Raw genomic sequence first — 26611 nt, 5'->3', positions numbered from 1 at the left:
CGGCCCGGCTCTGGCCTGTACGATACCGGATGCGAACCGGGCGTATAGCCGTATGGTTCGATGGATTTCGCGAGACGTGCAGCAAGGATCAAGGGGAAGCCTTGTGCTTCCCAAGGCAAACCAGCGCCCTGAGACAGTCGGGGCCAAGGTGGAGAACGGAGGATAGGACGATGACGGAACTGACGCCATCTGCGATCTACGGCCAGGCCGCGCAGACGAAAGCGGCAGCCGTTAAAAATACCGTCCTGGCCAAAGAGCTGCGAACTGGCACCGGCATGACCGCGCAGGGCCTCTACGATCCGCGCAACGAGCATGACGCCTGCGGCGTCGGCTTCATCGCCAATATGAAGGGCGTGAAGTCGCACCGGATCGTCGAGGACGGTCTGGCGATGCTGGAAAACCTCACCCATCGCGGCGCCGTCGGCGCTGATCCGCTGGTCGGCGACGGCGCCGGCGTGCTGGTGCAGATTCCGGACGCTTTCTTCCGTGAGGAAATGGCCGCCAAAGGCGTCGAACTGCCTCCGGCCGGCCAGTATGGCGTCGGCCATTGGTTCATGCCGCAGGACGCGGCGCTTCGCGCCCATATCGAGGAGATCATCGCCGAATCGGCGCAGTCGGAAGGGCTGCCGCTCATCGGCTTCCGCGACGTGCCGGTCGACAATTCGTCGCTGTCGAAGGCGCCCGATATCGTGGCCTCGGAGCCTTTCCACCGGCAGGTGTTCATCGGCCGCACGGCCGACATTCCGGATGACGAGGAGTACGAGGCGCGGCTCTACTTGCTGCGCAAGGTGATCTCGGGCCGCATCTATGCCGAGAACGACAACAAGGACATCGGCGCCTATTGCGTGTCGCTGTCGGCGCGCACCATCGTCTACAAGGGCATGTTCCTGGCCTACCAGGTCGGCGCCTATTATAAGGACCTCAAGGATCCGCGCTTCGAAACGGCGCTGATCCTCGTTCACCAGCGCTTCTCGACCAACACCTTCCCGTCGTGGAAGCTGGCGCATCCCTATCGCATGGTCGCGCATAATGGCGAGATCAACACCGTGCGCGGCAACAACAACTGGATGGCGGCGCGCCAGGCCTCGGTCGATTCCGAGCTGTTCGGCAACAACATCTCGAAGCTGTGGCCCATCTCCTATGAGGGCCAGTCGGACACGGCGTGCTTCGACAACGCGCTGGAGTTCCTGTTCCAGGGCGGCTATTCGCTCACCCACGCTATGATGATGCTGATACCGGAAGCCTGGGCCGGCAACAAGCTCATGGATGCCGACCGCAAGGCTTTCTACGAGTATCATGCGGCGCTGATGGAGCCGTGGGATGGTCCGGCGGCGGTGGTGTTCACCGACGGTCGCCAGATCGGCGCCACGCTCGACCGCAACGGCCTGCGCCCGGCGCGCTACATCGTCACCGACGACGACCGCGTCATCATGGCGTCGGAAGCCGGCGCGCTGCCGGTGCCGGAGGAAAAGATCGTGCAGAAGTGGCGGCTGCAGCCCGGCCGCATGCTGCTGATCGATCTTGCCAAGGGCCGCATCGTTTCCGACGAGGAGATCAAGTCGGAGATCGCGACCAGGCATCCCTACAAGACCTGGCTCGCCAACACGCAGTTGATCCTGGAAGACCTCAAGCCGGTCGAGCCGCGCGCGCTGCGCAAGGATGTCAGCCTGCTCGACCGCCAGCAGTCCTTCGGCTACACGCAGGAAGACACCAAGCTTCTGATGGCGCCGATGGCTACCACCGGCCAGGAAGCTGTGGGCTCGATGGGCACCGACACGCCGATCTCGGCCATGTCGGACAAGTCGAAGCTGCTCTACACCTATTTCAAGCAGAATTTCGCGCAGGTCACCAACCCGCCGATCGACCCGATCCGCGAGGAACTGGTGATGAGCCTGGTGTCCTTCATCGGGCCGCGGCCGAACATCTTCGATTTGGTCGGCACGTCGCGCCGCAAGCGGCTCGAGGTGCGCCAGCCGATCCTGACCAATGGCGATCTCGAAAAGATCCGCTCCATCGGCCACACGGAGGACCGTTTCGACACCAAGACTCTCGACATCACCTATGGCTCAAATGAGGGCGCCGCCGGGATGCACGGCGCCGTCGATAGGCTTTGCGAGCGAGCCGAGGCGGCGGTCGCCGGCGGCTACAACATCATCATCCTGTCGGACCGCCAGGTCGGGCCTGACCGCATTGCCATTCCAGCCCTTCTGGCCACGGCGGCGGTTCACCACCACCTGATCCGCAAAGGCTTGCGGACGTCGGTCGGCCTCGTCGTCGAATCCGGCGAGCCGCGCGAGGTGCATCATTTCTGCTGCCTCGCCGGCTATGGCGCCGAGGCGATCAACCCTTATCTTGCCTTCGACACGCTGCTCGACATGCACAAGCGCGGCGAACTGCCGGCCGAGGTCGACGAATACGAGGTGGTTTCGCGCTACATCAAGTCGATCGGCAAGGGCATCCTCAAGGTGATGTCCAAGATGGGCATCTCGACCTACCAGTCCTATTGCGGCGCGCAGATCTTCGACGCCATCGGGCTGAAGTCCGATTTCGTCGAGAAGTATTTCACCGGCACCGCGACGCTGATCGAAGGCGTCGGCCTGGACGAGGTCGCCGCCGAGACGCTCAGCCGCCATGCGGACGCCTTCGGCAGCGATCCGGTGCTGCGCAACAGCCTGGAGGTCGGCGGCGAATACATGTTCCGCATGCGCGGCGAGGCGCATATGTGGTCGCCTGATGCGGTCGCTACCTTGCAGCATGCCGTGCGCCAGGGCTCCTGGGACACGTTCAAGGAGTATTCGGCGCAGATCGACAGCGCGACCGCGCGGGCGCAAACCATCCGCGGTCTGTTCAAGATCAAGCTGGCCGAAGCAACCGGCCGCAAGAAGGTCGCGATCGAGGACGTCATGCCGGCGGCCGAGATCGTCAAGCGCTTCTCGACCGGGGCGATGTCCTTCGGCTCGATCTCACGCGAGGCGCACACTACGCTGGCGCGCGCCATGAACCAAATCGGCGGCAAGTCGAACACCGGCGAAGGTGGCGAAGAGGCCGACCGCTATCTGCCGCTGCCCGGCGGCGGCAAGAACCCGGAACGTTCGGCGATCAAGCAGGTCGCTTCGGGACGGTTCGGCGTCACGGCGGAGTATCTGGTCAATTCCGACGTCATGCAGATCAAGGTGGCGCAAGGCGCCAAGCCCGGCGAGGGCGGCCAGCTGCCTGGTCACAAGGTCGACGCCACCATCGCCAAGGTCAGGCACTCGACGCCGGGCGTCGGCCTTATCTCGCCGCCGCCGCATCACGACATCTATTCGATCGAGGACCTGGCGCAGCTGATCTACGACCTGAAGAACGTCAATCCGGCAGCCGACGTCTCGGTCAAGCTGGTGTCGGAAGTCGGCGTCGGCACGGTCGCGGCGGGCGTCGCCAAGGCGCGCGCCGACCACATCACCATCTCCGGCTATGATGGCGGCACCGGCGCTTCGCCGCTGACCTCGCTCAAGCATGCCGGCAGCCCGTGGGAAATGGGCCTTGCCGAGACGCATCAGACGCTGGTGCTCAACGGCTTGCGCAGCAGAGTCGCGCTGCAGGTCGATGGCGGGTTGCGCACCGGGCGCGACGTCATCATCGGCGCGCTGCTCGGCGCCGACGAGTTCGGCTTCTCGACCGCGCCGCTGATCGCGGCGGGCTGCATCATGATGCGCAAGTGCCACCTCAACACCTGCCCGGTCGGCGTGGCGACGCAGGATCCGGTGCTGCGCAAGCGCTTCAAGGGCACGCCCGAGCATGTCATCAACTTCTTCTTCTATGTGGCGGAAGAGGTGCGTGCACTGCTCGCCGAAATGGGCTTCACCCATCTCGACCAGATCATCGGCGACAGCGACCTCCTGGAAAAGCGCGACGTGATCCAGCACTGGAAGGCGCGCGGGCTCGACTTCTCGAAGATGTTCTTCAAGCCCGACGCGCCGCATGAGGCGCTGCACTGGACCGAGCGGCAGAAGCATCCGATCGACGACGTGCTCGACCGCAAGCTGATCGAGCTGGCTAAGCCGGCGCTCGAAGCCAGACAGCCCGTCACCATCGAGCTGCCGATCCGCAACGTCGACCGCTCCGCTGGCGCCATGCTGTCGGGCGAGGTCGCCAAACGCTTCAAGCACAAGGGCCTTCGGGAAGACACGATCCAGGTGAAGCTCACCGGCACGGCCGGCCAGTCCTTCGGCGCGTTTCTCGCGCGCGGCGTGTCGTTCGAGCTGGTCGGCGCCGGCAACGACTATGTCGGCAAGGGCCTGTCGGGCGGCCGCATCGTCATCCGCCCGCCGGAAGAAGCCAAGATCGTCGCGGCGGAATCGATCATCGTCGGCAACACGGTGCTCTATGGCGCCACCGAGGGCGAGGCTTACTTCGCCGGTGTCGCCGGCGAGCGCTTCGCCGTGCGCAATTCGGGCGTGGCGGCTGTCGTCGAGGGCGTCGGCGACCATGGCTGCGAATACATGACCGGCGGCATCGTGGTCGTGCTCGGCAAGACCGGGCGCAACTTCGCGGCCGGCATGTCGGGCGGCGTCGCCTATGTGCTGGACGAGAAGGGCGATTTCGCCGAACGCTGCAACATGGCGATGGTCGAGCTGGAGCCGGTCCCGGAAGAGGACGATTTGATGGAGAAGCTGCTCCATCACGGCGGCGACCTCGACCACAAGGGCCGCGTCGACGTGTCGGGCGACATGACCAGCCATGACGAGGAACGGCTCTACCAGCTGATCTCGAACCACGTGCATTACACCGGCTCGGTGCGCGGCCGCGAGATCCTGGACGACTGGCAGAACTTCCGGCCGAAATTCCGCAAGATCATGCCGGTGGAGTATCGCCGCGCCCTGATCGAGATGGAACGCATGCGCATGAGCGTGGCGGCGGAATAGGCATCGGGCATGGCCGGAAAGATGACTTTCCGGCCGGCATCCTCACCAACAATCCTGACCCCGAGAGCATGATCCCGCAAAGTGGGAACTCGGCGAAGGTCATGCTCCAGCAAGGTGCGGTTGCCATGGCGGCCTTATGGGGTTAACGGGTGCGCGACAAAAGCGTGCCTTCGGACAGCAGGGACTGGACTATGGGCAAGGTAACAGGCTTCCTCGAGATCGACCGGCAGGTGCACAAGTACCAGCCGGCCTCCGACCGCATCCGGCATTTCCGCGAATTCACGCTGCCGATGTCGGACAAGGAGGTCGAGAAACAGGCCGCGCGCTGCATGGATTGCGGCATTCCGTTCTGCCATGGGCCGACCGGCTGCCCAATCCACAACCAGATCCCGGACTGGAACGATCTCGTCTACAATGGCGACTGGGATAGCGCGATCCGCAACCTGCATTCGACCAACAATTTCCCGGAATTCACCGGCCGCATCTGCCCGGCGCCCTGCGAGGAAGCCTGCACGCTGAACCTCGAAGACATTCCGGTCGCCATCAAGACGGTCGAGCAGGCGATCGCCGACAAGGCCTATGAGACCGGCCATATCCGGCCCCATCCGCCCGAGAAGAAGACCGGCAAGCGTGTCGCCGTGATCGGCTCCGGCCCGTCCGGCATGGCGGCCGCCCAGCAGCTCGGCCGCGCCGGGCACGACGTGCATGTCTATGAGCGCGAAAGCCGCCCCGGCGGCCTCATGCGCTACGGCATCCCCGACTTCAAGATCGAGAAGCACTATATCGACCGGCGCATCGAGCAGATGCAGGGCGAGGGCGTGACCTTCCATTGCGGCGTCAATGTCGGCGTCGACACGAAGGTGGCCGATCTGCTCGAGGAATATGACGCCGTGCTCTATTGCGGCGGCTCGGAAACGCCGCGTCCGGCCGGCATTCCAGGGGCCGATCTCAGCGGCGTCTACGACGCCATGCCTTATCTGGTGCAGCAGAACCGCCGCGTCGGCGGCGAGCCGATCCAGTCGGTTGCCTGGCCCTCACACCCGATCATCGCCGGCGGCCAGCATGTCGTGGTGGTCGGCGGCGGCGACACCGCGTCCGACTGCATCGGCACCGCCTTCCGCCAGGGCGCGGTGCGCGTGACGCAGCTCGACATCCGTCCGCAGCCGCCGGAGAAGGAAGACAAGCTCTCCGTGTGGCCCTATTGGGCGACCAAGATGCGCACGTCCTCCTCGCAGGCCGAGGGCGCCGAGCGCGAATTCCAGGTGGCGACGCTCGAATTCATCGGCGAGGACAGCCAGTTGACCGGAGTGCGCTGCTGCGAGGTTGACGAGAAGCGCAAGCCGATCGCTGGCACAGAGTTCGTCATCCGCGCCGATCTCGCCTTCATCGCCATCGGCTTTGCCGGCCCGGCGGGCGACAGCCTGATGAATGAACTGGACGGCAAGATCAAGATCGTCACCGACAGCCGCCGCTCGCGGAATGTCGAGGCCAATGATCGCGACTACAGGACCAGCGTCGACAAGCTCTATGCCGCGGGCGACGTGCGCCGGGGCCAGTCGCTGGTGGTCTGGGCGATCCGCGAGGGCCGCCAGGCGGCGCGCTCGATCGACGAGGCGTTGATGGGGTCGACGGTGCTGCCGCGCTGAGACCGTAAAGAAATTCTACTCCTGCGGCCAGCTGCTGGCGTTTTCTGCGCTTCGGGTGCACGTACAGCAACGTACGCTCCGCTCCGGTTCTCGAAAACACCACCATCTGACTCGCAGGAGCGAATTTCTGAAACGGTCTCCGAGCCGATGAGCTACTGATTGACGCCCGCCGCCGTATCGGGCTGAGCGGCGGCGGTCGGCTTCGGCGGCCAGGAAAAATCGTCGGCGCGGCCGGGTGAGGCGGCCGGCGCCTTGCCTTCCAGGATCAGCTTTTCGCCGGGCAGGTTCGGATCGGCCCTGGCAGGCTGCGCGGCACCCAGCAGTTCAGTGCCGCCGTCGAGCGCGGGATCGCCGAGCAGCATCGGCGCGGTGCGGTCGACGATGATGGGCGCGGCGGCCGGCTTCGGCGCCTCGACCGGAGCGCCGGCCGGCGCCGACACGGTGGTGATGCTTCCCGGCGCCGCCAGTCCGAGGATCTTGGCCAGCGGCTTTTCCGTGTAGAAGGCGAGCTTGCGCTTGCCGGCCTTGGTGACGTTGATGCCGTCGTCGGAGCGCAGGCGCACCGGCTGGCCGTTGATGTCGGGGCCGGAGGTGACGAAAGCGCCGTTCTCATCGACGAAGCCGTCCCAGACATCGACGAACTCGCCGCCATTGCTTTGGGCGACCGAGTGATAGATGTCGTTGAAGGCGAGCATGTCGGAATTCATCTTCGACACACCGAAAGCCGGCATGCCGACCCACAGGAATGGCACCTTGGTCTCCTGAAGAGCCTTGCCCAGCGCATCGGTGCGGCGCTCATATTCCTTGGTCCAGTTCTCCGAGCGCGGCTGCTCGCGCACTTCGCCGACCTTCATCTGCTGCCGGTCGTTGGAGCCCAGCATGACGATCACGACCGCCGGTTTCTCGGTCTCGATCAGCGATTTTATCTGGGCCGGCCAATTGTAGACGTCGTCGCGAACGAAGCCGGAGGAACCGTTGGAGCGGGCGACGATCCTGACGGCGGGATTGTCGGCAAAGGCCGTGTCCAGCCCCTCCGCAAGCCCGCTCGCCAGAAAATCGCCGACCACCAGGACGACGCGAGCATCGTTGGTCTTCTCGACGATCGGCGTTTCGGGCTCCGCCGGCGGGCGTGGCTTGGATTTCTTCTTGGGTTTCGGCCTTGGCTGGACTTCGACGGGCGGCTCGATGCGTTCGCTGCGGCGGGGAAACAGAAGGTCGCGCAGCGACCAGCCGCGGCTTTCCTCCTGCGCGAACGCAGGGGCGTGGAACACGCCGGCGGCGGTGACGACAAGCACGGCAAGGGCGAGAATCAGGATCGGCGCCCGGCGAATACCCTGCCTGATACGCGCGACCGAAACCAAACACCTCTCCATCCCTTGGCGCATGACCAGGCAAACGCGGGAAAGTCATGCGCAAGCCGAAGCGCTACCGCATCCTTGCCGTCTTTGAAAGGATGCCTGGCGCCCTAAAGTGCGTCGCGCTGAAATGGATTCAGTCGACGCGCTTTAAGTCTTTGTTTTGATGCATGTCGTTCCCCCAAAACCGCTGCGCACTTTTGGGCGACATGCATTAGAGCGGCTCTGCTACCGCTTGCGGAGCCATTTGAGCACTTCCAGGCTCGGATAGCCATCCTGGGTCAGGCCAACCTTTGCCTGGTAGGCCATGATGGCGGCCTTCGAGCCGTCGCCGATCTTGCCGTCGAACTTGCCGTCGTAATAGCCGTGCTCGGAAAGCCGCTTCTGCAGCTCCTGCCGCTCCTCGAAGCTGAGCTTGGTGAAGGGCCGCTGCCAGTCCTGCACCAGGCCGGTGCCGCCGGCGATCTCATCGGCCAGAAGCCCGACGGCCAAAGCGTATTTGTCGGCATTGTTGTAGGCCTTGATCACCGAGAAATTCCGGATCATCAGGAAGGCGGGGCCGCCCCGGCCGTCCGGCACTTTCAGCGTCGCCTTGTCGGTCAGGTTCTTGAACGGCTTGCCGCTGGCCCTGACGACGCCGAGCGCCTGCCACTGCGCGATCGTCTTTGCGCCGCCGGGCAGCTTGCTGGCCGGTATGGTGACCTCATAGCCCCAGGTCTTGCCGGCTTGCCAGCCGTTCTTCTTGAGCAGATTGGCGGAAGTCGCCAGCGCGTCGGGGATCGAATTCCAGATATCGCGCCTGCCGTTGCCGTCCATGTCGACCGCATAGCGCTGATAGCTGGTCGGGATGAACTGGGTCTGGCCCATCGCGCCGGCCCAGGAGCCCATCAGATGGCTCTCGTCGATGTCGCCGCTCTGCAGGATTTTCAGCGCCGCGATCAGCTGGGTGCTGGCATATTTCGAGCGCTTGGGATCGCCATAGGCAAGGGTGGCCAGCGAACGGATGACGTTGCGCATGATGTCGTCGCGCTTGAGCGTCTCGCCATAATTCGATTCCATCGACCAGATGGCCAGAAGGATGTTGCGGTCGACGCCGAACCGCGCCTCGATGCGGTCGAGCCATGGCTTCCATTTGCGTGCCATCGCCTGGCCGTTGGCGACCGCCTGGTCGTGCACGCGGTTGTCGAAATAGTCCCAGGCGGGCGCGGTGAATTCGGGCTGGGTGCGGGCTTTTTCCAGCACGACCGGGTCGGGCTCGATGCCTCTCATGGACTGATCGTAGACAGCGCCCGAAACGCCGCCCGCCACCGCGGTGGCGCGGAAGCCCGCGACCCACTGGCGGAACCCGGCATCGGCGAAAGCGGGTCCGGCGGGCATCAGCAGGGCCAAGGTCAGGCCGGCTGCGGTCGCCAGTGCCGTCAGGCGCCTCGCGGTGTTGCGAACGGACATCATTTCCTCCTTCGTCAAATCAGGAAGGATCATTCAACGCCGAACCGGGTTAGTATTTAGTTTACCATAGGCGCCGCCGGGAACGAAAAGAGGTGTCGCGGCTTCTAGCTCTCACATTCAACCTGGACGTCCGATAGCCCAACATTCCGGCGTGAAAATGTTTGGGGGGATTGCGGAGCGTGCCGCCGAGCGGATAATTGGCCGAAAAGCAGGGGTGTCAGCATGAAGCGCGTTCGCAAGGCAGTTTTCCCGGTCGCCGGCCTCGGCACGCGGTTCCTTCCGGCCACCAAGGCCATCCCGAAGGAAATGCTGACCGTCGTCGACCGGCCGGTCATCCAATATGTGGTCGACGAGGCGCGCGAGGCCGGCATCGAGCATTTCATCTTCGTGACCGGGCGCAACAAGGCGGTCATCGAGGACCATTTCGACGTCCAGTTCGAGCTCTATGACACGCTCGCCCAGCGCGGCAAGGACGACCAGCTCGCCCGCCTGCAGCGGCTGCAGCCGGCGCCGGGACAGACGAGCTTCACGCGCCAGCAGGTGCCGATGGGCCTCGGCCACGCCGTCTGGTGCGCTCGCGAGCTGGTCGGCGACGAGCCATTCGCGCTGCTGCTGCCGGACATGATCATGCAGTCGGAAAAGAGCTGCATGAAGGGCATGGTCGAGCTTTATGAGGAGACCGGCAACAACATCATCGCCGTGCAGGAATGCGATCCAGCGGAAGCGCATAAATACGGCATTGTCGGCCGCGGCGAGGATGCGCATCACGGCTTCCGCATCACCGGCATGGTGGAGAAGCCGAAGCAGGGCACCGCTCCCTCCAATCTCTTCATCAACGGCCGCTACATCCTGCAGCCGGAAATCTTCGGCATCCTGGAAAGCCAGGAACGCGGCGCCGGCAACGAGATCCAGCTGACTGACGCGATGCTGAAGCTGGAGAAGAAGCAGCCCTTCTACGGCTATCACTACAAGGGCCGCACCTTCGACTGCGGCTCGCCGGAAGGGTTCGTCGAGGCCAATGTCGCCTTCGCGCTGTGGCGCAGCGACATGAACGCAAGCATGGCCGGCGTCATCCGCACGCTGCTGGACGAGGTGCGGCCGGCGGAACGCCGCGGCGTGGGGTCCTAGCCTTCGTGGTCGGCGAGGCTATCGCTGGACCTTCAGACCAAGATAGACGCTGTTGGCCGTGTAGTCGCGTCCAGGCAGGTTGCTGGTCAGCTTCTCCGTCCGCACTCTCGTGGTGAGGCCGGCATAGCGATTGAGCCACCAGGTCAGTCCGGCTTCGGCGCTCAGGATCAGGTCGTGGCCGTCGGAGCCGGTATAGTCGCGCCAATCGAGGCCAAGCGCCGAGTTCGCCGTCAGATTGGCGCGGATCTGGCGCTCGCCGGTCAAACGGCCGGAGTAGAGGATATCGCCGCTCTCGCCCGCCGTCGTTGTCGTCTCGACGTTGGTCTTGCCGGTGAGGCCGATGGTGGTGCCGCGCTCGGGGGACCATTTGAGGTCGGCGTTCAAGCTCGGCCCTGCCACCGCCGGCAGGCGGCTGTCGTCGATCGCTTCGCGCAGCCAGCCGACGGAGAATTCGCCTGAAAGCTTCTCGCCCATGTCGAGCTCGAGGCCGGCACGCGCGCCAAGCCTGGTCGAGGACCGCTCGAAGCCGTCGGTGTCGACGCGCAGGTCATAGATGCGCCGCCCGGCCTCGACTTCCGTGAAGGGCGTCAGCGCCGGTGAAATCTGATAGCCGGTGCGCAAAGTCGCCGTGTAGAGCGTGGAGTTGCGATCCTTCTGTGACACGGTGGTGCCGTTGGAGAGCTCGGCATCGCCGTAGAAATCATGCGAGACCGCGCCGGTCAGCGCGTAACGCATCTTGCCGACACTTTTTTCGATGCCGAGGCTGCCGTCCACGGTCTGGCGCAGCGGCTGCTGGGTGACACCGGCGATCGCATCTGGCGAGGAGGCCGATTCCGGCGCTGCCTCGTAGCCGAGCTTGGCGATGGCGCGCAGCTCGTTGTCGAGATCGACATTGAGCTGGCCCTCGATGCGGCCCTGCGCATCGTTGATCTTTTGGCCCGAGACGGTGTTGCGGAACTGGCCGTAACCGGTGATCAGAGCCGAATTCTCGCGCCAGTCGGAGGTCGCGGTGAAACGCAGCGCTGTCTCCGACAGGACGGCCGATTTGCCAGTGCTGCTGGAATCGGCGTTCGACGTGGCGGTGAAGCCTTGCTCCAGCGTCGGACGGAAGACAAAGGTGCCGATCCTTACGCCGGGAGCGGCGAAGGGATCTTCCTCCGGCTTGACCTTCTGTCCATCGATCGATCCGGTACGCTCCTGGCCCGGGTCGAGCTTCTGCTTGTCGACGCTGTCGATGGTGACGGCGCGGCGGTTGCCGCCGTCGCCGGCAGTCGCTGCAGCATCGGCCTGATCACCGGTGGCGGCGGTTGCGGCGGTGGTCGTGTTGTCGGTTGCCTCGCCCGCCTTCTTCTTGGTCTTTTTCTTATCGGCAGTCTTGCTGCTGGCCTTCGTGTCGGCCTTGGCGTCCTGTGTGCGCTGCCTTGCCGTCGAGGGCCGGCGCGGCTTTGCCGGCGCCGTGTCGGCCAGCGGGTCGTTGGCTGCCGGCGGCTGGTCGAAGATGCTGTCCGACGCACCAGCCGTCTGGTCGTCATCCGGAACCGCGCCTGGGCTTGCCGGCTGATAGGTTGTCGGCGCCGTGTCCTGGACGGCGGCGGGAGCGTTCTGATCCTGCGATCCTTGCGCCCGCAACTGCCTGGCCTTGCGCTGCTGGTCGGCAAGTATGGCCGATTCGGAAACCTCGCCGCGCAGTTCGGTTTCCTGCGAAAATGCAAGCGCCGGGCGCAGCAAGGCAAGCGCGCTTGCCGTCAGCAGTGCTGCAACGGCAATGCCCCTTCGACCGATTTTCGTTTCAGGCTGGCCCCCGGACATCGTCACCACTGCTTGCGCGGCGCGGTTGCGCCATACTTACCGAACCGTAAATGCGGATGGTTAACGGAGGGTTGAGACTGACTGCCTGGGTTGCCCGCAAACGAGGGCAAACGGCAATTCCGTTGGACAGGCGGGCGACATGGCGCTAATGGCTTCTGCCATGCATGCGGGGTCCCCAGAAAGAAAGCAGCCGGACAGGCAGGCTGCGATCGAATCGGCGCTGAGAACGGTGGCGACGGAGCAGGCCGGCATGGCGGCCCTGGCCGCCGGACTCGCAGATGGGCTAGCCGAGCCCTTCGCGGCGGCCATCGACCTGATTTCGCGGATCGCGGGCCGCGTCATCGTCACCGGCGTCGGCAAGAGCGGCCATATCGGCTCCAAGATCGCCGCGACGCTGGCCTCGACCGGCACGCCGGCCTTTTTCGTCCATCCGGCGGAGGCCAATCACGGCGATCTCGGCATGATCGCCCGTGACGACGCCATCATCGCCATGTCGTGGTCGGGCGAAACCAAGGAACTGATGGGTATCGTCGCTTATTCGAGGCGGTTCTCGATCCCGCTGATCGCCATCACTTCCGGGGAGAACTCTGCACTGGCGCGAGCGGCGGACGTGGTCTTGCTGCTGCCGATCGTGCCGGAGGCCTGTCCGCACGGGCTGGCGCCGACGACGTCGACGCTTCTGCAACTCGTCATGGGCGATGCGCTGGCGATCGCGCTGCTCGAGGCGCGTGGCTTCACATCCGATCACTTCCGAACCTTGCACCCCGGCGGGCAGCTTGGCGCCAATCTGACCCTGGTTTCGGAGATCATGCGGACCGGCGATCAGGTGCCGCTTGCTTTGCTCGGCACCAAGATGCCGGAAGCGGTGATGACGCTCTCGCAAAAGAAAGTTGGCTGTGTCTGCATCGTCGATGCCAGCGGCAAACTGGTCGGGATCGTCACCGACGGCGACGTCGCACGCAATCTGCATCGCAATCTCGCCGACGTCACCGTCGATGAGGTGATGACCCGCACCCCCAAGACGATCGATCCGCAGACGCTGGCGGGCACGGCGATCGCCATGCTCAACGAGCACAATATCGGCGCGCTGGTCGTGATCAAAAACAAAATGCCGGTGGGCGTGGTTCACTTCCACGACCTGCTGCGCATCGGCGCAGCTTAACGCGTGAGATTTCAGGCCGAATCGGCCCGATATTTTGATCTGTCTCGGCTCAGATTGCCTCGACAGTCAGCTCCAGATCGGTATCCGCCGCCCCGGTCACGCGCACCTGCGCGCCGACCGGCAGGTCGGGACCGGAGACGCGCCACAGCGTGTCGCCGAGCCGGATGCGGCCGCGGCCGTTCTTGATCGGCTCGGCCAACGTTGCCGTGCGGCCGACCATCTGCGCGCCGCGGCGGTTGAGCAGCGGCTGGTCGACGCTGCCTTGCCGACTGACGGCGATCTGCCGACCGACATAGGCGGAGATCACGGCCAGCACGAGGAAGGCCAGGACCTGGACCTGCCAGGTCCAGAACGCCGCGTCCCAGATCGCCAGCGACACCGCGCCGACGATCAGCGCCGCGATGCCGATCCACAGCATGAACACGCCGGGCGCCACGACTTCCATCACCAGGAGCACGATGCCGAGAACCATCCAGTTCCACGGGCCGAGTTCCGAAACGATGCGGTCGATCATTGACGGTCTCCCACAGAGTTAGATGATCAGCTGTCGGTCTGCCGCACGATCGGCGGGCGCGAACACTGACGCGGCGTGCCCGATGGGGTATCGCCCTTGAAGACTTCGCGGGCGATCTCGCCGATGCCGCCGAGCGAACCGATCAGCGACGAGGCCTCGAACGGCATCAGCACGATCTTGTTGTTGCTCGACGAGCCGATCTTGGCCAAGGCCTCGGTGTATTTCTGCGCGACGAAGTAGTTGATGGCCTGCACATCGCCCTTGGCGATGGCTTCCGACACGACCTGCGTCGCCTTCGCTTCCGCCTCGGCCGAGCGCTCGCGCGCCTCGGCGTCGCGGAAAGCGGCTTCCCTGCGGCCCTCGGCTTCAAGGATCTGCGATTGCTTGAGGCCTTCGGCGGCCAGGATCTGGGCGCGCTTGTCGCGCTCGGCCATCATCTGGCGGCCCATCGATTCCACGAGATTGGCCGGCGGGTTGATGTCCTTGATCTCGACGCGGGTGATCTTGATGCCCCACGGATGCGCCGCCTCGTCCACGACGCGCAGGAGGCGCTCGTTGATGGCGTCGCGATTGGAAAGCAATTCGTCGAGGTCCATCGAACCCATGACGGTGCGGATGTTGGTCATGGTAAGGTTGAGGATGGCGTTCTGCAGCCCAGCCACCTGGTAAGCGGCCTGGGCGGCGTTCAGCACCTGGTAGAAGGCTACGCCGTCGACCCCGACGATGGCATTGTCGCGGGTGATGATCTCCTGCGTCGGGACGTCGAGCACCTGCTCCATCATGTTCATCTTGGCGCCGACGCGCTCGAAGATCGGGTTGATGATGTTGAGGCCGGGGGTCAGCGTCTTTGTGTAACGGCCGAAGCGCTCCACCGTGTAGTTGTAGCCTTGCGGCACCGTCCTGATGCCCTTGAAAAGCAGAATGATGACCAGGAAAACAAGAACAATGATGGCAATATCGAAACCGCTAAAGCCCATTTCGCTTCTCCCTCAAAGGCGGCGACCTCACGGAATCACTTAAGTGTGTTTCCGTAGCGTTACAATCAGGTGATCGCCAGAGCCGGATGATTTCAGGCCGGATCGACCTGAATCATCCGGCCCTGGGTCAATAGAAAGAGCATGATGGGGTCCGAAAACCGCTCACACTTTTCGGCATCATGCTCTGATACCGGTTAGCGGCGGGTTTTGCGCACCGTTTCCAGCCTGTCGGTGAAGCCGGTCACACCCAGCCGGAAAGCTCGCACCGGACCAGCGCCTCGATGACCGCCATGCCCTCGGCGCTGTCATTGAGGCAGGGGATATGGGCGAAGTTCCTGCCGCCGGCGTGATGGAAGGTCTCGGCTGCCTCGCGGCCGATCTCGTCCAGGGTCTCGATGCAGTCGACGGAGAAGCCCGGATTGACGACGGCGATCGATTTCACGCCGTCCTTGGCCAGTTTCTCGACCGTGACATCGGTGTAGGGCTGCAGCCATTCCTGCGCGCCGAAACGCGATTGGAAGGTGGTGATGAGCTTCTTCTCGTCCCAGCCGAGCCTTTCCCGTAGCAGCCGCGTCGTCTTGAGACAGTGGCAATGGTAGGGGTCGCCCTTCTCGAAATACGGCTTCGGGATGCCGTGATAGGACGCGATAACCACCTCGGGCTCGAAGTCCAACGCCTCGAGATGCCGCTCTATCGAGTGAGCGAGAGCCTCGATGTAGACCGGTTCATCGTAATAGGGCGGCACGCTGCGGATCGCCGGCGCGTTTCTGATCTTCATCAGCGCGCGGAACAACTGGTCGTTGGCGGTCGCCGTCGTCGTTGCCGAATATTGCGGATATACTGGGAAGGACAGGATACGGTCGCAGCCCTGCTCGACCAGTTTTTGCGCGACGCTTGCCGTCGAAGGATTGCCGTAGCGCATCGCCCAGTCGACCACGACGTTCGACTGATCGGCGAGGGCACCGGCGAGCTTCTCTGCCTGGGAGCGGGTGAAGGTGCGCAGCGGCGACTCGTTCTTCTCCCGGTTCCAGATTCGGGCATAGTTGGCGCCGGACTTTTTCGGCCGGGTCGTCAAAACCAGGCCGTAAAGGATCGGGTACCAGATCGCCTTGTTGAGCTCGATGACGCGCGGGTCGGAGAGGAATTCCCTGAGATACCGCCACATCGGCGCGAATTCGATTCCGTCGGGTGTGCCGAGATTGATCAGCATGACGCCGACCTTGCCCTGCTTCACCGCCGGGTGGCCGGCAGGCAGCGGACCAGCGGTCTTCGCGGTCTTGACATCGGTGGGGCTTGCAAGCGTCATCAACGGTCTCCGGTAGCGCCGCGGAAACTAGCGATGCCCTGCCGGTTTTCAATGCCGCGTCTGGCCGCACCTTACCGTGTTTGGCACCGGAAAAGGAACACCCGCCCGTTTCCGGGCGGGTGCCATGAATTCCGGGCTGCCGCTTACTTCGCCGCCGGCGGAATGGTCAGCGTCGCGCCAAGCGGCAGGCGACGCGGCTTAAAGTCCTTGTTGGCCTCGGAGATGAGCTTCCACTTGGTGGCGTCGCCATAGGCTTTCCTGGCCAGGTCCCAATAGGTATCGCCGGCGGCGATGGTATGGCTGGTTTCCGCCGGCTTGGTTTCAGCGCGTTTGGCCGGCTCGCCGGCGGGAGCAGGGGTCGCCGGCGCAGCCTCGGCAGGCTTTGCCGGTTCCGCGGTCGGCGCCGTCTCAGCGGGAACCGCCGGCGCCGTGCCGGCAATGTCGCTGGAGCCGGAAGGCATAGCCGGCATGGCAGGCTCAGCGTTCGCCGGAGCGGTCTCGGCCGGCTTTGCCGCCTCGGCCGCAGGCGCCTGGGCGGTTTCGGCAGGCTTTGCCGGTTCCGCGGGCTTGGCCGGCTCGGCCGCCGTCGTTGCCGCAATCTCGGTGATGCGGCCGTCGAGCTTCGGCGTGTAAGGCCGATGCGCGCCCAGATAGTCGGCCACCACTTGCTCGAGGCCTGGGCCGTAGTCATAGGCATCCGTGGCCTTCTCGGCGAAAACCTTGTAGCCGTCGCCGCCCTGCCGGACATAGTTGTTGGTGGCGACCAGATACTGCTTGTCGGGATTGATCGGCGCCCAGGCGCCGTTCTCCATCACCTCGACCGATTTGACGCGGCCGGCGTTGGGCGCGACCGACTTGTCGAAGGAATATTTCAGCCCGGCGACCTGCGGGAAGCGGCCAGCGCCGTCCTCGACCTGGCTGAGACCGCTTTCGAGGCCCGCGACAAGGTCCTTGCCGGAGATCTTGAAGGTGGCCAGCGTGTTCTGGAACGGCAGCACGGTCAGCACCTCGCCCATGGTCACCGTGCCCTGGTCGATCGAGGCGCGCAGGCCGCCGCCGTTCGAGATGACGATTTCGACGCCCTGGCCTTTGGTGCGGTCGAGGATGGCGTCGGAGACAAGATTGCCCATCTCGCATTCGCGCGCGCGGCAATTCTCGCGGCTGCCATCGATCGCCTTGGTGGTCTCGGCCACTTCCTTGTTCTTCAGCGCCTCGATCGGCGCGCCGAGCTCCTTGATGCGGGCAAGGACAGCGGGATCGGGCGTGATCGACTTGTCGAGATAGATCGGCGCGCCGCTGGCCTCCTTGACGTTGCCATTGTCGTCGAACACGACCTTGAACTCGCCGAGATATTTCGAATAGGACGCCGCCTGCACCACCGGCACCTTGGAACCGTCCGGGTTATCGGCCATGGTCGGGTAGGGGCCTTCGGCCTTCGGGTCGGTGTTGGACAGGAGCGTGTGGCTGTGGCCGCCGACCACCACGTCGATCCCCGGGATCTTGGCGATCACGTCGCGTTCTCGCCTGTAGCCGATGTGGGTGACCGCGATGATCTTGTTGATGCCTTGCGCCTTGAGCTTCTCGACGTCGGCCGTGATCGATTTGACGTCATCGGCGATGGCGATGTTCGGGCCGGGCGAGGCGAGTTCCGGCGTGTCGTTGGTGACGGCGCCGATGATGCCGATCTTCTGGCCGCCGACCTCGACGACGATCGAGGACTTGATCTTGCCCGACGCGCCGGACTTGTCGTTGGGCATGACATTCGCGCTGACGATCGGAAACTTAGCCTTGTCGAGGTAAGGCACCAGTGCTGTCTCGCCGTCGTCGAATTCGTGGTTGCCGAGCGTCACCGCGTCGGGCTTGATCTGATTGAGGAACTCCTCCTCTACTGCACCCTTGTAAGTGGTGTAGAAGAGCGAGCCCTGGAAGCTGTCGCCGGCATTGAGCAGCAGCACGTTCTGCCCTTCGAGCTTCTTGCGCTCCCCAGCGATCGCGGTGATCAGCCGGCCGGCGCCGCCGATGCATTCGCCCTTGGTCTCCTCTTCGGCGGAACAGGTCGACTCGTATTTGTTGTTGCCTTCGATGCGGCTGTGCCAGTCGTTGAAATGCAGGATGTTCAGCGTGTAGTCGGCAAAGGACACGCCGGCCGACAGGCCAAGCGTCGAAGCGGAAAGGGCTAGGATGGCGGCAATCTTCTTCATCTTCGTCTCCCGGATAAGCTGACTTCGACAGTGCTTAACGCCTTCGCTTGACTGGAAAATAACAGTCAGCCTCGGGTCATGTTCACATCGGGTCCCGGCCGATGCAAGCACAAATCGGGGAGATGTTTGCCGGCACAAAAAAGGACGGCGGTTTGCGCCGCCGTCCTTTTTGGATGGATGTCTGCGAGCCTCAGGCCCGGCGCGTCAGCACGAAATTCTGGCCGCTGGCGCTGGTGCAGTTGAGCTGGCTGATCGAGACCATCAGGCAGTTGAAGCTGACCGGCGTCTGGCGGATCAGCGAGGTGCCGTGGATCTCGACCGAGGTCGGTCCGGTCAAGGTGTAGCTGCCTTCCGACAGCTTCTGGCCGGTGTCAGTGGCAACGGTGGTGAAGCTGCCAGCCGCGAAGGTCGACAGGCCGGTGCCCTTGGCGTCGATCCAGTTGCCCTCGACGCCCTTCGGCGCAGCTGCGCCCGGTGGTTCCGATGGGCCGGTGGTGGTGCAGGCGGCCGCAGCCAGCAGGCTTGCCGCGGCGCCTGCCGAAAGCAGTTTGCGCGCAATGGTCATTCTTGAAAATCCTCTCCTCAGTCCGCACCCTCTCAATCGCCCGATTTCCGGGCGATTGCAAGGCGCTGCCACTGGTCAGTCCCGGCTCTATCGGACCAGAATGTTGCGGAACTGCCACGGGTCGTCCTTGTCCAGGTCCTCTGGGAAGAGGCCCGGGCGGTTGTCCAGAGGAGTCCAGTCGGTATAGTAGCCCCTGACCGGCCCGAGATAAGGCGACTGCACTTCGAGGCAGCGCCGGTAGTCCATCTCGTCGGCTTCCACGATGCCGGCCGCCGGGTTCTCAAGCGCCCAGACCATGCCGGCGAGCACCGCCGAGGTGACCTGCAAGCCGGTGGCGTTCTGGTAGGGGGCGAGCTTGCGCGCCTCGGCCAGCGACAATTGCGAGCCGTACCAGTAGGCGTTCTTGTCGTGGCCGTAGAGCAGCACGCCGAGCTCGTCGACGCCGTCGACCAGTTCGTTCTCGTCAAGCACGTGGTGGACCGGCTGCGGCTTGCCGGCGGCGCCGAACATCTCGTCCAGCGACAGCAAGGCGTCGTTGCAGGGATGGTAGGCGTAATGGCAGGTCGGACGATATTGGACCTTGCCCTTCTTCGAACGCACGGTGAAGAAGTCGGCGATCGAGATCGACTCGTTATGGGTCACCAGCAGGCCGTATTGCGCGCCCGGCGTCGGGCACCAGCTGCGAACGCGCGTGTTGGCGCCGGGCTGCTCCAGATAGATCGCCGCCTTGGAGCCATGCTTGTGCTTCTTGCCATTCTTCGGCATCCAGTTTTCATGCGTGCCCCAGCCGAGCTCGGCCGGCTGCAGGCCTTCCGAGATGAAGCCTTCGACCGACCAGGTGTTCCAGAACACATTCATCGGCTTTGGCTTCTTGGTGCGCTGGGTGTCGCGCTCGGCGATGTGGATACCCTTGACGCCGGCCTTCTTCATCAGCCTGGCCCAGCCCTCGCGATCTTCCTGGGCGGGCTCCGAAAACTCGAGCCCGAGATCGGTGGCAAGGTTAACCAGCGCCTTCTTGACGAACCACGAGACCATGCCGGGATTGGCGCCGCAGGTGGAGACCGCCGTCGGGCCGCCGGGCTTGTCCTGCTTTTCCTTGATCATCGCCTCGCGCAGCGCGTAGTTGGTGCGGCTGGCATTGTCGGCCTCGGCGTCGAAATAGAACCCCAGCCACGGCTCGACGACGGTGTCGATGTAAAGCACGCCGAGCTTGCGGCACAATTTCATCAGGTCGACCGAACCGGTGTCGACCGACAGGTTGACGCAAAAGCCCTGGCCGCCGCCATTGGTCAGAAGCGGCGTCAGCAGCTTCTTGTAATTCTTCTCGGTCACAGCGTCCTGCATGAAGGCGATGCCGCGCTCGTCAAGCAGCTTGCGGTCGGTGTCGAGAGGGTCGATGACCGTCATGCGCGACTTGTCGAACTTGAAATGGCGTTCGATCAGCGGCAGCGTTCCCCGCCCGATCGAGCCGAAGCCGATCATCACGACGGGACCGGTGATTTCACCGTAAACGGGCCAGTTTTCATTCGCCATTTTTTCGCACACTCCTTCAAACACGCGCAAAACCGGGCGCCTTTGGCCCGACGGCCAAGCGCTACACCACAGATCATTGTCATAAACCAGCGAAAAGCGCCAACCGCCGGCTAGGCCGTTCTGGGCGTGTGGTTAAGCCGATCCGGCCATGCGGCCGAGGAGTGCAACCAGCCGGTCGCGGTCGGCAGTCAGCCCCTTATAGTCGAGCTGTTGCTGGTCGAGGGCCAGGAGCTGCTCCGCGAAGGAGGCCGCCAATGTCGCCCGGTCCGGATGGTCAGCGAGCAGCTTAAGCGGATCGAGGTGGATGCGGATGGTGAAGAGGATGTCGCGCGACACTGGAAGCTTGCGCAGCGTCTGGCGTTCGACGCGGATGAAGGCGTGGGCGTTGACGTCGCCGTCCGGAAAGCGGCTCGGGCGGTTCGTGGCGCGGTCGATGCGCTCGACATTGGAAAGCGGATGGTACAGCCTGTCATCGGCCTGGATCGACCAGTTGAAGCGCTCGACCGCCTGGCCCTGCAGGCCGTCGAACATGCGGTTGATGAGCTCAGCCGGCCGCGTGCCTGGTCCGAAGCCGGGTACCGGTTCGTGGATCTCCTGCAGCGGCTTGCCGAATTTTTCCCGCAGCGACCAGGATGAAGGAAAGCATAGCGAGCCGGCAGCGAGCCGCCAGCCGCGCTCGTCGCGGCGCATCAGGATCAGGTCTTCCTGGACGAGCAGCGAGGCCTTTGCCAGCGGTGCCTCGCGCAAGGCAGGAGGCAGCCGGTCGGTTATACCCTCGAACCCGGCCGGCTCGACACCGGCTCCGTTGCGGTGGTGGGTTACGGGATGCGCGGCTTCGAGATGGGCGACGAGCAGGTCGAGCACTTCGCGCTGAGCGTCACGGGTGCCGTCTTCCTCGACAAAGACCCTTTCCGGGATTTCCGCGTAGAGCCGCTGCTTTTCGGCGAGATGGGGCAGCAGGAACTCGTCGACCTCGATCCAGCGGTCGAAATCGAGCGGCTTCAGCCCGATGCTGAAGAGCTTCGAGGACCCGTCATAGGGCGTATGGGTCGGGCGGCGGATGCCTGTTTGGGTGTTATCCAGTTTGTGTCTCCAGCGTGGTCAGCCAAGCCGCGCCGGGATCAGCCCGCGCAGCGAGTTGCCGACGAAGATCGCCTTCGCCGCCTTCAGATCGTCGAAGCTGTAGATCGCTTCCTCGGCGCGGCCTTCGTCCAGAAGCTCGCCGCGCAATATTCCAGGCAAAAGGCCGCAGTCGAGGCGGGGCGTGGCGAGCGGACCGTTGCCCAAATCGGCGAAGAGATTGGTGATCGTGCCCTCACAGATCTCGCCGCGCTCGTTGGCTAAAAGCACTTCGTCGGCGCGCGTGGCGAGATATTCCGCGCGGGCATGCGTGTAGACCTGACGCAGGCTGATCTTGTGGCGCAGCATCGTGTTGGTGGAATCGAGACGGATTCGCGCCAACTGCAGCCGCCAGACCTTGTCCACGGGCAGCGGTTCATAGGCTTGAGCGGCAGCCGTCACTTCGCCATTGCGCCGCAAGGCAAGGCGCACGCGCAAGGCAATCCCGTGTCCGTTGACGGTGTTCGACAGCACTTCGCCGATCCGTTCGGGATCGCAGGCGAAGCCGAGCTCGGCGGCGGACGCATAAAGCCTGGCGAGATGGCGCTCGAACCGCAGGAAGCCTGAACCCGGCTCCCAGCGCATGGTCTCGATCAGCTCGAAGCCGGCACCGTTCCCGTCGCGAAGCGCGCTTTCAACAGACACTCCCGATACTCCTCCTCGGCGGTGGAATCGAAGACGACGCCGCCGCCGACATTGTAGACGGCCTCGCCGTCGGCAAAGAGCGAGATGGTGCGGATCGCTACCGAAAAACGCATCCTGCCGCCCGGCGCGATCCAGCCGATGGCGCCGCAATAGACGTCGCGCGGCGCGTCTTCCAGCTCGTGCAGGATTTCCATGGCGCGGATTTTTGGCGCGCCGGTGATCGAGCCGCAAGGAAACAGCGCGGCGAAGACCTGGCGGATGCCGATGTCCGGCAGAAGCTTCGCCCGCACGCGGCTCACCATCTGGTGCACCGTCGGATAGGACTCGATACGGAACAGTTCCGGCACGTCCAGCGTACCCACCTCGCTGATCAGCGAGATGTCGTTGCGCAAAAGATCGACGATCATGCGGTTCTCGGCCTGGTTCTTCTCGTCGTTGCGCAGGAAGGCCTTCAGCCGCGCGTCCTCGGCCTTGGTCGCGCCGCGCGGCGCCGTGCCCTTCATCGGGTGCGTCTCGATCATGCCGTCGGCGTCGATCTCGAAAAACAGTTCGGGCGAGCGCGACAGAACGACCGGATCGCCAAGCGAGACCAGCGCGCCATATTTGACCGGCTGGCGCTCGGTCAGCGCGTCGAAGGCGGCAAGCGGATCGCCGGACCATTGCGCATGGACCGGGAAGGTAAGGTTGCCCTGGTAGCAGTCACCCTTGCGGATGTGACTGTGAAGGCGCGCGAAACGGCCGGCATAATCCTCGGCCGACCATGTCGCCCTCGCATCGAAAATCGGGCCGTTGCTGGCGGGCCCGGCATTTTGCGGCACGGCCTGTTCGACGGGCGCATCGAAGACGCCGAGACAGATCAGCGGCGCGCGGCGGCCTTCGGGCAGCAGCGGCACCAGTTTAGGCTCGAGCAGGTAGCCGGCCTCGTAGGAGAAATAGCCTGCCAGCCATTTGCCGGCGTCGGAAGCAGCCTGGGCTCGCTCGAGCGCCGGCGCGAACTCCTCCGCAGTGCGCGCGAGAATGACCTCGTGCGGCCGGTCGAACACCAGCTGACGCGCGCTCTCGTCATTGCGGAATATGGCTGCGGGCAGGGGCATGAGCCTCGGAAGCGGACAATTCAGTCGACCGGTCTATATGGGGGCCCGGGGACGCGCAATCGAGGGAACGGCGTCGAGCGACGCAAAGGCGGCTGGCCAAAATAAAGACGGCGCCCCATGCCGGCGCCGCCTCGTACCAACCAGACGGATATTCAGGTGTTGCTTACGGTACCGGCTGTCGGGAACTGGCGCGCGAACCCGGCCTCGTCGCCGGCGGCCAGCAATTTCGCCTGCTCGATCCATTTCTCGCGCGCGATGCGGCCGTCGAAATTGAGCACCTCCTCGATGCGTTTGACGTCGGCGTCGGTCCAGGCGGCGATCTGGGCATAGGTGGTGACGCCCAGGCCCTTGAGCAGCCTCTCGTTGACCGGGCCGATGCCGATGAGGCGGCGCAGATTGTCGGCTTTGGCGGCCGCGGCTTTTGGCGCGGCAGCTTTCTTGGCGGGAGCCGCCGCCTTCTTCGGCGCGGCTGCCTTGGCCGCGGGCTTCGCTGCCGCAGTTTTCGTGACCGCCGGCTTCTTCGCGGCGGCGGGCTTCGCCGGCGCGGCCTTTGCCGCTGCCGATGTCGCGGCCGTCGGTGTCGAGACCAGCGCCGCCGGGGCCGGCGCGGCGGCCTTGGCGACGCCGGCCTTGGCGGCAGGCGCGTTACGCACCTGGCTTTCGAGATCGGCACGGGCACGGCCGCAGGCATCGAGCTCGCCCTTCAGCCGATCGCTGTCGGCCTTCAGCCTGTCGCGTTCGCTTCGGGTGCGATCAAGATCGCCACGCAGACTGTCGAGCTCGCCGCGCAGGCGGCCCCAGATGAACCAGCCAGCCAGGATACCCATAACGAACGCCAGGAGCATGTAGAAGAAAGTGCTCATTTCCCTCTCCAGTCCGATCCGTCGGCCGCGGCTGGGAGGGCACGCTTGCCGTCAAGGATCGTCAAAGGTTCCGTGTTCGGTGGAACCGCCGGCTTCAATCGAGCCATCGGCGTTCGGCCTTGTCCGGACCGACGGCCATCATCGCATTCGCCGTAGCGGAGCGGCAGGCATCTCTGGCCTGCGCGATGCGTCCGGCTGAGCTTGAGGCCGGACGCTATCATATGGCTTGTCGAAAGCCAGTTGAAAATGCGCCGGAGAGTTATTCAAGAACAGCTATTTAGGGCAAGAATAGAATCTGGCTAATATGCGTCTCGGCTAAACTATAGCTATCGATGCACGCTTCGTTGCTGTTCACTTGTCCAGCGCTTCCAACTCGTCGATCAGCGAACCGATCACGCCGAGGCCGATCTGCCAGAACGCGGGATCGGTGGCGTCGAGGCCGAAGGGCGCCAGGAGTTCGGAGTGATGCTTGGTGCCGCCGGCGCGCAGCATCTCGAAATACTTCTCCTGAAATCCCCGCTCGGCATTCTGGTAGACGGCGTAAAGCGAGTTCACCAGGCAGTCGCCGAAGGCATAGGCATAGACATAGAAGGGCGAATGGATGAAGTGCGGGATATAGGTCCAGAAGACCTCGTAGCCGTCGCGCAGCTTGATTGCCGGCCCCAGGCTTTCGGCCTGCACCTCCAGCCAGAATTCGCCCAACCTGTCCGAGGTCAGCTCGCCGTTCTTGCGCTCGGTATGCACCTTGCGCTCGAACTCATAGAAGGCGATCTGGCGCACGACCGTGTTGATCATGTCCTCGACCTTCTGAGCGAGCATGGCCTTGCGCTCGCGTCTGTCACTGGTCTGTTCGAGCAGAGAGCGGAAGGTCAGCATCTCGCCGAAGACGGAGGCGGTCTCGGCCAGCGTCAGCGGCGTCGAGGCCATAAGCGCGCCCTGGCCGGCGGCCAGCACCTGGTGCACGCCATGGCCGAGCTCATGCGCCAGCGTCATCACGTCGCGCGGCTTGCCCATGTAGTTGAGCAGCACGTAAGGATGCGCCGACGGGACTGTCGGGTGGGCGAAGGCGCCGGGTGATTTGCCCGGCCGCACCGGCGCGTCGATCCATCTGCGATCGAAAAAGCCGCGCGCGATTTCGGCCATGTCGGGCGAGAAGCGCTGGTAGGCGGAGAGCACCGTATCCCTGGCGTCGTCCCAGCGGATCACCGCCTTCGGCGTCTCCGGCAGCGGCGCGTTGCGATCCCAGTGGTTCATCACCTCCATGCCAAGCCAGCGCGCCTTCATCGCGTAATAGCGGTGCGACAGCCTGGGATAGGCCTCGCGCACGGCCGCGGCCAGCGCGTCGACCACGTCGCGCTCGACGCGGTTGGCGAGGTGGCGCGAGTCAGCGATATCCTGGAAGCCGCGCCAGCGGTCGGAGATTTCCTTGTCCTTGGCCAAGGTGTTGGTGATGAGCGTGAAGGTGCGCAGGTTCTTGCGGAACGTGGCGGCCAGCGCCTCGGAAGCGCGGCGGCGCACCTCGCCATTCGTATCCTGGAGCCGGTTCAGCGCCGGCTCAAGCGTCAGCTCCTCGCCGTCGACGTCGAAGCGCAGGTCGGTCATGGTCTCGTCAAACAGGCGGTTCCAGGCGCCGCGCCCGGTGACCGACTTTTCGTGGAACAATTGCTCGACACGGTCCTCGAGCTGGTAGGGTTTGTCCTTCCTGAGGTCGAGCACCCAGGGCCGGTAGTGGCCGAAGGCCTTGTCGGCGGCCAGAGCGCTCTCGATCGCCGCATCATCGATCAGGTTGAGCTCGAGCGCGAAGAACAGAAGATGGGCGCTCGCGTCCGTCATCTTTTCCTGGACGTCGCCATAGAGCTTGGCGCGCTGCGGATCGGCGGTGTTGCCGGCATAGACGAGGCCGGCATAGGAGACGATGCGGCCGATCAGCTCCTCGAGCGCCTCATAGGCTTGCAGCGCCTCGCCCAGCCGGCCGGCGGCTCCGCGCCCGGCTTCCGCGGCGAGCGTGCCTTTCCAGCGGGTCTCGAAGGCGATGGCGTCGCTGGCCGCCTTGGCGATGTCGCGCTTCAGCTCGGGCGCTTCCATGCCGGAATAGAGATCGGCGAGATTCCACTCCGGCAGATCGCCAAGCTCGGCCGCGCCGTGTCCGGACGCTGGCGCCGCAAGCCGCTGACCAAACTCAATGCGCATCAGCAATACCTTCTTTGAATCGGGCCAAATCAGAGGGAAGGAGGAAGCCGGTCAAATCCTAAGGAATTCGTTCACCGGGTTTTTTGAAACCTTATTTAGAACCCTGTGCCAAGATGATCCATGGGGATTGTCTCGGGCGGAAAACTCA

Annotated in this window: 18 protein-coding genes; 4 read left to right on the top strand and 14 right to left on the bottom strand. The window is 64.3% G+C overall.

Features of this window, described 5'->3' with window-relative positions; genetic code table 11:
* Positions 1-170 precede the first annotated feature (170 nt).
* Both gltB and EJ068_RS07320 read left to right on the top strand, forming a co-directional pair.
* Positions 171-4907: a glutamate synthase large subunit gene (gene gltB, locus EJ068_RS07325; protein WP_127249798.1), complete on the top strand. Its 4737-nt coding sequence runs from the start codon at positions 171-173 to the stop codon at positions 4905-4907.
* Positions 4908-5098: 191 nt separating this feature from the next.
* Entirely contained in the window at positions 5099-6553 is a 1455-nt protein-coding gene (locus tag EJ068_RS07320) for a glutamate synthase subunit beta (protein ID WP_129554504.1), read from the top strand.
* 152 nt (positions 6554-6705) lie between these two features.
* Here the strand turns inward: EJ068_RS07320 and EJ068_RS07315 are convergent, their stop codons facing one another.
* Both EJ068_RS07315 and EJ068_RS07310 read right to left on the bottom strand, forming a co-directional pair.
* Entirely contained in the window at positions 6706-7914 is a 1209-nt protein-coding gene (locus EJ068_RS07315) for a DUF459 domain-containing protein (protein ID WP_126081462.1), read from the bottom strand.
* Between the two features lie 222 nt (positions 7915-8136).
* Positions 8137-9357 (bottom strand): lytic murein transglycosylase, encoded by a 1221-nt coding sequence (locus tag EJ068_RS07310; RefSeq protein WP_126081463.1) that lies wholly within the window; start codon positions 9355-9357, stop codon positions 8137-8139.
* Between the two features lie 222 nt (positions 9358-9579).
* Between EJ068_RS07310 and galU the strand changes: the two genes are divergently transcribed.
* Positions 9580-10485, top strand: coding sequence for a UTP--glucose-1-phosphate uridylyltransferase GalU (gene galU, locus EJ068_RS07305; RefSeq protein WP_127249796.1), 906 nt, complete (start codon positions 9580-9582; stop codon positions 10483-10485).
* Positions 10486-10503: 18 nt separating this feature from the next.
* Here the strand turns inward: galU and EJ068_RS07300 are convergent, their stop codons facing one another.
* The gene (locus EJ068_RS07300; protein ID WP_127249795.1) at positions 10504-12294 is read right to left on the bottom strand and encodes an outer membrane beta-barrel protein; all 1791 of its coding nucleotides are present in this window, start codon (positions 12292-12294) and stop codon (positions 10504-10506) included.
* 160 nt (positions 12295-12454) lie between these two features.
* Between EJ068_RS07300 and EJ068_RS07295 the strand changes: the two genes are divergently transcribed.
* A complete protein-coding gene (locus EJ068_RS07295; RefSeq protein ID WP_127249794.1) occupies positions 12455-13456 on the top strand; it encodes a KpsF/GutQ family sugar-phosphate isomerase in 1002 nt (333 codons plus the stop codon).
* Between the two features lie 49 nt (positions 13457-13505).
* On the opposite strand, the gene EJ068_RS07290 is transcribed toward EJ068_RS07295, so the two are convergent.
* From EJ068_RS07290 to EJ068_RS07240, 11 genes are all read right to left on the bottom strand, one after another.
* A complete protein-coding gene (locus EJ068_RS07290) occupies positions 13506-13970 on the bottom strand; it encodes an NfeD family protein (RefSeq protein WP_126081467.1) in 465 nt (154 codons plus the stop codon).
* 26 nt (positions 13971-13996) lie between these two features.
* Positions 13997-14947, bottom strand: coding sequence for an SPFH domain-containing protein (locus EJ068_RS07285; RefSeq protein ID WP_127249792.1), 951 nt, complete (start codon positions 14945-14947; stop codon positions 13997-13999).
* A 241-nt stretch (positions 14948-15188) separates the two neighbouring features.
* Positions 15189-16253, bottom strand: a complete 1065-nt coding sequence (gene hemH, locus EJ068_RS07280) for a ferrochelatase (protein ID WP_127249791.1) — start codon at positions 16251-16253, stop codon at positions 15189-15191.
* Between the two features lie 143 nt (positions 16254-16396).
* A complete protein-coding gene (locus tag EJ068_RS07275) occupies positions 16397-18454 on the bottom strand; it encodes a bifunctional UDP-sugar hydrolase/5'-nucleotidase (protein ID WP_127249790.1) in 2058 nt (685 codons plus the stop codon).
* Between the two features lie 190 nt (positions 18455-18644).
* A complete protein-coding gene (locus EJ068_RS07270) occupies positions 18645-19019 on the bottom strand; it encodes a hypothetical protein (RefSeq protein WP_126081471.1) in 375 nt (124 codons plus the stop codon).
* Positions 19020-19106: 87 nt separating this feature from the next.
* The gene (locus EJ068_RS07265; RefSeq protein ID WP_127249789.1) at positions 19107-20552 is read right to left on the bottom strand and encodes a homospermidine synthase; all 1446 of its coding nucleotides are present in this window, start codon (positions 20550-20552) and stop codon (positions 19107-19109) included.
* A 132-nt stretch (positions 20553-20684) separates the two neighbouring features.
* The gene (locus EJ068_RS07260; RefSeq protein ID WP_127249788.1) at positions 20685-21614 is read right to left on the bottom strand and encodes a DUF3445 domain-containing protein; all 930 of its coding nucleotides are present in this window, start codon (positions 21612-21614) and stop codon (positions 20685-20687) included.
* Positions 21615-21653: 39 nt separating this feature from the next.
* A complete protein-coding gene (locus EJ068_RS07255; protein WP_127249787.1) occupies positions 21654-22316 on the bottom strand; it encodes an aminotransferase class IV family protein in 663 nt (220 codons plus the stop codon).
* Positions 22265-23410, bottom strand: coding sequence for an aminodeoxychorismate synthase component I (locus EJ068_RS07250; protein ID WP_127249786.1), 1146 nt, complete (start codon positions 23408-23410; stop codon positions 22265-22267). The genes EJ068_RS07255 and EJ068_RS07250 overlap by 52 nt, the downstream gene beginning before the upstream one ends.
* A gap of 152 nt (positions 23411-23562) precedes the next feature.
* Positions 23563-24273, bottom strand: a complete 711-nt coding sequence (locus EJ068_RS07245) for a proton-conducting membrane transporter (protein ID WP_127249785.1) — start codon at positions 24271-24273, stop codon at positions 23563-23565.
* A gap of 351 nt (positions 24274-24624) precedes the next feature.
* Positions 24625-26463 (bottom strand): M3 family oligoendopeptidase, encoded by a 1839-nt coding sequence (locus EJ068_RS07240; protein WP_189342716.1) that lies wholly within the window; start codon positions 26461-26463, stop codon positions 24625-24627.
* Positions 26464-26611 lie beyond the last annotated feature (148 nt).

The sequence above is a fragment of the Mesorhizobium sp. M2A.F.Ca.ET.043.02.1.1 genome, from assembly GCF_003952405.1.
In the GTDB taxonomy this organism is placed as follows: Bacteria; Pseudomonadota; Alphaproteobacteria; order Rhizobiales; family Rhizobiaceae; genus Mesorhizobium.
Note: the sequence above shows the minus strand (reverse complement) of the source record. Positions and strands in the feature narration are given on the sequence as shown.